The following is a 6435-nucleotide window of genomic DNA, read 5'->3' as shown; positions in this document are numbered from 1 at the left end:
GGGTCTGCCGCGGGAGTAAAGGTAACCGGAACATCGGCCTGGACCTCGATGGGCGATTCCCCGCGCCGTGCGGGCTGAAATCTCCAGCGCAGTGCGGCAGCCATGGCGGCCCGGTCGAACACGGCCCCGGCCGACTCACGCACATCCACGCGAGACACCTCGCCGGCCTCGTCGATGGTGAGGCGCAGCAGCACCGAGACGGGAGCCTCCAGGGTGGGCGCGTCCGCGGGCATGACGGGAGGGGCGGCCTCCACGGGGACGGGGGGAGACACGGGGGCTTCGGCCGTGGCGCTCAGCAGGAGGAGCACCAGACTGGAAATCCACATCAAGGGTGAAGACCTCGCTCGGGGATGGCCGGAGGGATACACCACCCTCCGCTTGACTTGCAACATGGTTACAAATACTTCCTTGATACATGAGTTTCCAGGAATCGAAATCCAGGATGCCGTGGTGCGCGGTGTGGGTGGGGGTGGCGCTGATGGGTGCGTCGTGCGAGCCGGTGGCCGAAGGCGACGTCCGCGTGACGATGAGTGGAGGAGATGGAACCCAACGGGGCTATCCGAGCCACCTCTTCCAGGACGGCTGGTCGGTGCAGTTCACGAAGTACCTGGTGTCGCTGGGGGACTTCACGCTCACCTCGGCCACGGGCGAGACGCGGACCTCGGGAGGGCACGTGCTGGTGGACGTGCAGAAGGGGGACATTCCGCTCACGGAGCTGAAGGGGCTGACCGCGGGGCGCTGGAGCGTGGGCTTCCGGGTGAGCCCGCCGGGGGAGGACACGACGCTGCCGGACGGCGGCGCCTCGGCGGAGGACCTGCGGATGATGCGCGAGCGTGGCTACAGCTACTGGGTGGAGGGGGTGGCGGTGAAGGGGGGCGTGGGCGTCTACACGTTCCGCATGGGCTTCCCGGTGGAGGCGCGGATGGTGGACTGCGTGAACGGGGTGGACGGGACACTGGGAATCGTCGTGCCGGAGAGCTCGGTGGCGGAGGCCGAGGTCACCATCCACGCCGAGCACATGTTCTATGACCGGCTCGGGACGCACCGGGGGGTGGAGTTGCGCTTCGACGCCTTCGCCGCCGCGGCGGACGCGGAGCGGGTCATCACCCCGGAGGGGCTGGCCGGGCAGCGGCTGTTGGATCTGCGGGGCCCGGACGGGGGCGAGCTGAAGGATGCCGAGGGCAAGCCGGTCGTCTACGAGCCAGGCGCCTACACGGTGCGGACGCTCCAGGAATTCGTCACCCAGAGCGTCGTGGATCAGGCGCACCTCAACGGAGGGGGTGTCTGCACCGTCGCCCACTGAGGAGGCACCGGGTGAGCCTTCCGCCATGTGCCCGGGTGCGCTAAGCGTTCACCCGAGGGGGAAAGGGAGTGGAGGACTCACGGTGAAGCGTCTCTTCGTCACGGGTGGCACGGGGTTCATCGGCACGCGGTTCGTCTCGCTGGCGCTGGAGGCGGGCTACCGGGTGCGGGTGCTCACCCGGAATGCGCGGGCCGCCGAGCGGTGGAAGCACGAGGGTGTCTCGGTGGTGGAGGGAGATCTGCTCACGCCGGGACCCTGGCAGCAGGAGGCGGCGGCGAGCGACGAGGTGGTGCACCTCGCGCAGCCGCTCACCTTCGGGGCCCGGGTGACGCACCAGCGGGCCCTGGCCTACCGGGAGCAGCGGTTGCGCATGGACTCGCTGCTGCTGGACTCGCTGAAGCCGGGCACGGTGAAGCGGGTGCTCTACGTGGGGGGAACCAGCTACTACGGGGACCAGGGCTCCCGGGTGGTGACGGAGGACGCCACGCCGAGGCCCACGGGGTGGGGCCCGTACATCGCGCCCGCCATCGAGTCCCTGCCGCGGCACCTGGAGCGCGGGCTGCCGCTGGTGGAGGCCTATCCCGGCTCGGTGTACGGGCTGGGCTCCTGGTTCGTGGAGTACGCGCTGGTGCCGCTGAAGGCGGGCCGGCGCCTCTTCGGCATGAAGGAGACGCTCACGCTGCAGATGTCTCCCATCCACGTGGACGACTGCGCGCGGGCGCTGCTGCACCTGCTGGAGCACGGCGAGGTGGGGCGGCGCTACTTCGTGGTGGATGATCAACCCGCGACCTTCGGGGACCTGACGCGGGTGGCCGCCGAGGCGCTGGGCGTCTCGTACCGGAAGGTGCTGGTGCCCCGGTGGCTGTGCCGGCTGTTGCTGGGGCCGGTGCTGACGGACTCGCTGACGAGCGAGGCGCGGCTGTCCAACGCGCGCCTGCATGGCACGGGCTTCCAGTTCCACTACCCCACCATCCGCGAAGGCGTGCCCGCGCTGGTGCGGCAGTGGCTGGCGGCGCGGGGGGGGAGCTGAGTCAGACGCGCGAGTCGCCCTCGTGCACGGCCCGGCCGCCGGCGAGCAGCTTGGAGATGTGCAGGAGCCGCTCCGTGCCCAGGCGCATGAGGGCGGCGCGGATGCCGGGCTGGCTGGAGAGGTACTGCTCGAAGGGCTCGCGGCCCAGCCGGAGCACGTGGCAGGGCGTCTGCGCGCGCACCGTGGCGGTGGCGGGCTGGCCGAGCAGCAGGGAGATTTCGCCGAAGACATCGCCCTCGCGCAGCGGGGGGAAGGCGGTCTCCTGGCCGTCGGGGCGGCGGAACAGCGGCGTGCACTGGCCGCTGAGCAGCAGATACAGGGCGTCACCCCGCTGCCCCTGCTCGATGAGGACGCGCCCGGCCTCCACCGTGCGCAGCTCGAAGATGTGGGACAGCGCCTCCCGCTGCGCGGGGGCGAGCGCGGAGAAGACGGGGTGGCTGCGCAGGACGTTGGCCAGCAGCCGCTCGCGGTAGAAGGCCTGTACGGTGTCGCCGACGGAGGCGTACTTGAAGGCGATGCGATCCACGCGCGTGCGGTGGAGCTCGAGCGCCAGGACGTGCTGGGAGGCCACCACGCTGGCGAGCCGGGGGCTCTCGGAGACGAGGGCGATCTCCCCGAAGAACTCCCCCTCTTTCAGCGAGGACAGGGTGCGCGGCTCGCCCCCATCCATCTTGCGCACCACGTCCACCTTGCCCTCGACGAGGACGAAGGAGGAGCGGCCCGTCTCGCCCTCGGTGATGAGGGGCTGTCCGGGCGCGAAGGAGCGCGGCTCCACCACGCCGACGAGGGCCATGAAGGGCTCGCGGGCGAGCTCCGAGAAGAGGGGCACGCGCGGCAGGGCACTGGCGCCCGGGGTGGGAGCGGAGGCGCGCGAGGCGCCGGGCTTCGCGTAGAGGTCCGCGAGCAGCTCCGGGGTGCGCGTGTGGGCCGGCTCGAGTTGGAGGAGGACCCGGCACACGGCGATGGCACGCAGCGGCTGGCCCTGCCTGGCCAGCTCGGAGGCGAGGGCCTCGGCGGTGGCGAGCGCCTCGGGAGTACGGCCGAGGGCCTTGAGCTGTTCGAGCCGGACGTGGAGGGGGTCGGACATGGCCCCCTCTGTATGCCACAGGCCCTGGAAGCGTGCAGCCGCGCTCGCATGGACGGCCCCGGGCAAAGCCACGGCGAGCGGCTCTCACGGTCACGGCGACCGGGAGAGCAGGGGGGCATCGCTGTCGTGGACCCGACGGCGGCGGGCAGGAGCGGGCGGAGAACCACACCGGAGCGGCCATGGTCATGCCCCATCATCTGGGTTCTGCTGCTCCCTGGCTCCGTGAGATGGAGCAGGGGAGAGCGTTGCCCATGAATGCCGCGGTCTGGTGTCGGTCCATGTCCCAGGCCACGAGGCATGGGGCCGTCCTGGTGTTCGTCACGCTGCTGGCTGGGTGCACAACCACCACGGGTGGACCCTCGCCCATGTGGAGCCCGGTGGCAGTACGCTTTCGCTCACCGCGGGTTCCCGCTCCGTCACCACGAACCTTCACGGCGATGAACGGGGGGCCAGCAGTGGTGGCGGAAACCACCGGGCCCACAGCGGGTGGGCAGGCCTCCGGGCCGACGGTTCAGGGCTACAACGTCCCCGGACGCAATCCGGACTCGCGCATGCCCTGGCAGCTCTTCCTCGGCGGCGCATCCCACCGGTTGATTGCCTATATGTACAGCGTCCATTACCCGGACACCCGGGCCTACTACAACAAGGAGCCCATCGCCGCCATCATTGGCGAGACAAGCATTGGAAGGGCGTCCCTCCTGCTGCCGGACGAGCGCCAGTTGCGTCCGGACATCACGGACATCACACGCCGGGTGCTCTTCGAGATCAAACCCTGGCACGAGCAAGGCCTTCTGGAAGGTCGCGCGGAGGCGAGCACCTACCTGACCGCACTGAACCGGACCATCCTGATCGGCAGGCACTTCACGGGTGGCACGGACTTCCACGGCGAAATCCTGATTCGCTTCGCACGGGGGCAATACATCTGGCGGCTGGAGTGGCGGACCTCCGAACCGGGAGTCACCCTCTACCGATGGACGCGCAGCCAGCAACGCCTCGAGTCCGAGGCGGCGGCGTACGAGGCCGGGCAGTGGACGGACCTATCGGTGGAGGAGCTGCACCAGTATGGCGGGTGGGTGGAAAAAGCAGTGCAAGACATGATCAGCCGGCGCGAGAAGCTCGCCACCGTCAGCGGAGCCATGGGCCTTGTCATCGACCTCGTCGGCGAGACCGCGAGGGTGGTGCTCTGGGGGGCGCTCATGGGCCAGCTGGGCACGAGCACCGGAGCGCGGCAACCGCCCGCCCAGGGGGGTGGACAAGTCATCCCCTTTCCGACACGGCCCGCGCCCACCGCGCCGCCGGCCCAGGTGCCCGCTGCCGCGAGCATGCCCCTTTCTCACTGAGGATCCGGTTTGTTAGGACGGAACCATGTCGCCCGGAAAAACCGCTTCATTGCAACTCCCCTCCTTCCTGCATGGCACCTACCGCTCGGTTCAGCAGAAGGTGAAGCGGGAGGGGCTACGGTGCGCCGAGCAGTACCGGAAGGAGGGTGCCTTCCCCTCCCCCCGGCAGTTGCTGGAAGTACCCCTGGGTGAAGTGGTGGTAGTGCAAGGGGTGGTGGACATCCAACATGAGCGCCCGGTCTGGCGCCTGTACATGGTGTCCGAGGTCTTGCGAGATGTGTGGGAAGCGCTGGATTGGGAGGACTCGTCGTCCGTGAGAGATGCCTATGAGGCATCCTTTCTGGAGACGGCCTGGGGCGCGCTGTTCTTTACGCTCGCGCGGATGGGCGCGGTGAGCGCGGAACGCACGGCGCGACGCCTGGAGGCGGTGCTGCGATTCTGGGACCCCCTCGAGTGCGCGCGCTATCTTTTCAAGAAACCGGGGGCAGCCCAGACCCTGGAGGAGTTGATGGTGGACTCCTGTGGCTGGGCCATGGACGCGTGGAGCCCGGAGTTGGAAGGCCCGGTGCGTGCGCGTCTGGAGAGTGCGGCGAAGCGCATGGAGCGGGCAACGCGGGAAGACTGCCTCGAGGCGATTCTCCGGCAGATGCCCCGGGCCCTTGCCGCCGGGCATGACCTGAAGCACCGGCAGGTGTTGGCCGACCCCGCCTTCCAACGTGAGCGCCTGACCATGCTCGACACGCCCTCCTTCGAGCGCGTGTCCGGTGCGTGCACGTCGGAGTTGCTCGAGAAGCTCTATGACTGGGACCATGAGCTGGGTCTGCAGTAGGGGGCGCAGCCGGAGTACCAACGCTGAAATGCCTCGGAAGGGTAGGCCGTCCACCCACCCTGCTTGGTAGACCCGGGGAGTATGGCCATGCGGTGCAATGGCCGGACCCATCGGGCGTACAATGAAAGCCCCGCCGAGGAGAACGCCATGGGTTCCGCTGCCGACACGAAGCACCAACGCCCCAGGTGGAAGCTGTACCTGTTGGATGTCATCGCGCTGGGCGTGCTGTTCGTGGGCCGCGCCAGCTTCGCGGACCACTACCACGTGCCCTCCGGCTCCATGGAGCCGACGCTCGCCATCAAGGACCATCTGGCGGTGGACAAGCGGGCCTACGGGCTGCGCATCCCCCTCACCCACACGTGGCTCACCGAGTCGGAGCCCCAGCGGGGAGATGTCGTCGTCTTCGACTCGCCCATTGACGGCAAGGTGATGGTGAAGCGGCTGGTGGGACTGCCGGGGGACCGCATCGCCTTCGACGGCGAGGCGCTCGTGCTCAACGGCCAGCGGGTGGAGCAGGAGGAGACCATGGATGGCGCGCGGCTGGAACTGCTACCGGGAGCAAAGCACGCGCTGCATCCCGAGCCGTACCAGGGGCCGGAAATGGACGAGATGGTAATTCCGCCGCGGCACTACCTGGTGCTGGGGGATCACCGGGGCAACTCGGCGGACAGCCGCGTCTGGGGACTGCTGCCGCGCGAGAACCTGCTGGGCCGCGTGGCGGCGGTGCTCTACAGCTCGCGCGAGGGGCTGTCCGGTGGCGAGCGCTGGTGGATTCCGATGAGCACGGATGAGGGCACCCGCGTGGACCCACGCCTCACGCGTTAGAGGAACCTGCCGGCAACCTCC

7 protein-coding genes are annotated in these 6435 nt (G+C 69.3%); 5 read left to right on the top strand and 2 right to left on the bottom strand.

The annotated features are described in order from the left end of the window. Nucleotides 1-326, bottom strand: a 326-nt coding sequence (locus Q664_RS18310) for an energy transducer TonB (RefSeq protein WP_152622185.1), incomplete at its 3' end; no start/stop codon positions are given. A gap of 89 nt (nucleotides 327-415) precedes the next feature. On the opposite strand from Q664_RS18310, the gene Q664_RS18305 reads away from it, so the two are divergent. Beyond that, complete coding sequence (locus tag Q664_RS18305) at nucleotides 416-1303, top strand: hypothetical protein (protein ID WP_043396883.1); 888 nt, start codon at nucleotides 416-418, stop codon at nucleotides 1301-1303. Between the two features lie 82 nt (nucleotides 1304-1385). Continuing rightward, nucleotides 1386-2333, top strand: coding sequence for an NAD-dependent epimerase/dehydratase family protein (locus tag Q664_RS18300; RefSeq protein ID WP_043396880.1), 948 nt, complete (start codon nucleotides 1386-1388; stop codon nucleotides 2331-2333). 1 nt (nucleotide 2334) lies between these two features. On the opposite strand, the gene Q664_RS18295 is transcribed toward Q664_RS18300, so the two are convergent. After that, on the bottom strand, nucleotides 2335-3420 hold the full coding sequence (locus Q664_RS18295) for a cyclic nucleotide-binding domain-containing protein (protein WP_052518313.1): 1086 nt from the start codon (nucleotides 3418-3420) through the stop codon (nucleotides 2335-2337). Nucleotides 3421-3971: 551 nt separating this feature from the next. Here Q664_RS18295 and Q664_RS18290 point away from each other — a divergent pair. The 3 genes from Q664_RS18290 (at nucleotide 3972) to lepB (ending at nucleotide 6414) form a co-directional block, all read left to right on the top strand. Continuing rightward, complete coding sequence (locus tag Q664_RS18290) at nucleotides 3972-4760, top strand: hypothetical protein (RefSeq protein ID WP_043396878.1); 789 nt, start codon at nucleotides 3972-3974, stop codon at nucleotides 4758-4760. A 25-nt stretch (nucleotides 4761-4785) separates the two neighbouring features. Next, a complete protein-coding gene (locus Q664_RS18285; protein ID WP_075207462.1) occupies nucleotides 4786-5589 on the top strand; it encodes a hypothetical protein in 804 nt (267 codons plus the stop codon). Nucleotides 5590-5736: 147 nt separating this feature from the next. After that, nucleotides 5737-6414 (top strand): signal peptidase I, encoded by a 678-nt coding sequence (gene lepB, locus Q664_RS18280; protein WP_052518312.1) that lies wholly within the window; start codon nucleotides 5737-5739, stop codon nucleotides 6412-6414. Nucleotides 6415-6435 lie beyond the last annotated feature (21 nt).

The sequence above is a fragment of the Archangium violaceum Cb vi76 genome, assembly GCF_000733295.1.
In the GTDB taxonomy this organism is placed as follows: Bacteria; Myxococcota; Myxococcia; order Myxococcales; family Myxococcaceae; genus Archangium; species Archangium violaceum.
Note: the sequence above shows the minus strand (reverse complement) of the source record. Positions and strands in the feature narration are given on the sequence as shown.

Coding starts and splice junctions, on each gene's coding strand:
- Q664_RS18305 (WP_043396883.1), top strand. CDS start 416: ATGAGTTTCCAGGAATCGAAATCCAGGATGCCGTGGTGCGCGGTGTGG.
- Q664_RS18295 (WP_052518313.1), bottom strand. CDS start 3,420: ATGTCCGACCCCCTCCACGTCCGGCTCGAACAGCTCAAGGCCCTCGGC.
- Q664_RS18290 (WP_043396878.1), top strand. CDS start 3,972: ATGCCCTGGCAGCTCTTCCTCGGCGGCGCATCCCACCGGTTGATTGCC.
- Q664_RS18285 (WP_075207462.1), top strand. CDS start 4,786: ATGTCGCCCGGAAAAACCGCTTCATTGCAACTCCCCTCCTTCCTGCAT.
- lepB (WP_052518312.1), top strand. CDS start 5,737: ATGGGTTCCGCTGCCGACACGAAGCACCAACGCCCCAGGTGGAAGCTG.